We start from the raw sequence: 1,660 nt of genomic DNA on the forward strand, positions 1-1,660 counted from the left end.
GCCTCCACCTTCGCCGCGTCCACCGAGCGCCCCGCGCGCCAGTCCAGCAGCGCGTCCTTGATGGCGTCATGCACCACGCTGCCCGCCCACGCGTAGCGGTTGCCCAGCTTCTTCAGCACGTACAGCTCGCGCACCTCCTTCGGTGCGGCCGACTCCCAGCCGCCCCAGGAGCGGTAGTAGTAGTAGTAATACGCCCGCTGGCATTCCTGGAGCTTCTCGTGCCGGCTCTTGGACCAGGAGAAGTCGTTGCTGAAAGCACGTCGCATGGAGGCCGCGCATCCTAGACGGACCCTCGCTTCTCTAGAAGATGTACAGGCGAGCAGGCACGCCCCCCCAGGTCCTTTTCCGGCTCGGGCGAGCCGCTAAGGTGCGCGCCGCCATGGCGACCCAAGACTTCAAGGACAAGGTGGTGCTCATCACCGGTGCCTCCAGCGGCATTGGCCGCGCGGCGGCGAAGGCCTATGCCTCCCGAGGTGCCCACATCGTGCTCGCCGCCCGTCGCGAGCCCCAGCTCCAGGACGCCGCGCGCGAGGTGGAGGCACTCGGAGTGCGGGCCCTCTCCGTGCGCTGCGACATCACCCGGGAGGAGGACGTGGCGCGGCTCGTGCGGGAGACGGAGGCCGCCTTCGGTGGGCTGGATGTCCTCGTCAACAACGCCGGGCTCGGCCTCTATGGCCCCGTCGAGGCGTTGGGCGAGGCGCAGCTGCGCCAGGTCTTCGACATCAACTTCTTCGGCCTGGTGCGCGTCACCCGCGCCGCCCTGCCCCTGCTGCGCAAGCGCGCCCCCGGCTCGCAGGTGGTCAACGTCAGCTCCGTGCTGGGCCACCGGGGCCTGCCGCTGCTCGGCGGCTACGGCGCCTCCAAGGCCGCGGTCAACCTCCTCACCGAGTCGCTGCGCGCCGAGCTCGCCACCGAGGGCATCTCCGTGCTGCTCGTCTCCCCGGGCCTCACCGAGACCGAGTTCCGCGACGCCCGCCTCAACGCCGAGGGCTGGCAACAGGACACCATCCCCTTGAATGCGATGAGCTCCGAGGCCGTGGCCTCCGCCATGGTGCGCGCCAGCCGCCGCAAGCGCCGCGAGACGGTCCTCACCCTGCCCGGCCGCGTCATGGTGCTCGCCAACCGGCTCCTCCCCGGTCTCTTCGACCACGTGGCCCGCCGCATCGCGAATCCCGCCAGGAAGCCATGAGCCCTCCGCGCAAGCGCAAGGAGCCCACCCCCGAGCGCCTCATCGCGCCCGAGCGCCGCGACTCCCTGCGCGCCCGGCTGCTGGAGTGGTACGACCGGCAGAAGCGCGACCTGCCCTGGCGCCGCACGCGCGACCCGTACGCCATCTGGCTCAGCGAGGTGATGCTGCAGCAGACGCAGGTGGCCACCGTCATCCCCTACTGGGAGCGCTTCCTCCAGCGCTTCCCCACGGTGGAGGCCCTGGCCGCCGCGCCCCTGCCGGACGTGCTCGCCGGGTGGCGGGGGCTCGGCTACTACTCGCGCGCGCGCAACCTGCACCGCGCCGCCCAGGAGGTGGTGGCCCGCTTCGGCGGCAGGCTGCCCTCCACCGCCGCCGAGCTGCTCACCCTCCCCGGCTTCGGCCGCTACACCTCGGGCGCCGTAGCCTCCATCGCCTTCGGTGAGCCCGCGCCCCTCGTGGACGGCAACGTGG

The 1,660-nt window shown here is 71.8% G+C and carries 2 protein-coding genes and 1 pseudogene; 2 read left to right on the forward strand and 1 reads right to left on the reverse strand.

Annotation, left to right across the window (positions count from 1 at the left end):
* Window positions 1–266: pseudogene (locus tag VF697_RS09150) on the reverse strand (hypothetical protein); the annotation flags it as partial.
* A 113-nt stretch (window positions 267–379) separates the two neighbouring features.
* Between VF697_RS09150 and VF697_RS09155 the strand changes: the two are divergent.
* Window positions 380–1,189 (forward strand): SDR family oxidoreductase, encoded by an 810-nt coding sequence (locus tag VF697_RS09155; RefSeq protein WP_331093337.1) that lies wholly within the window; start codon window positions 380–382, stop codon window positions 1,187–1,189.
* The coding region (locus VF697_RS09160) for an A/G-specific adenine glycosylase (RefSeq protein ID WP_414641264.1) at window positions 1,186–1,660 on the forward strand (475 nt) is incomplete at its 3' end. The genes VF697_RS09155 and VF697_RS09160, both read left to right, overlap by 4 nt.

The organism is Archangium sp., from assembly GCF_036388035.1.
In the GTDB taxonomy this organism is placed as follows: domain Bacteria; phylum Myxococcota; class Myxococcia; order Myxococcales; family Myxococcaceae; genus Archangium.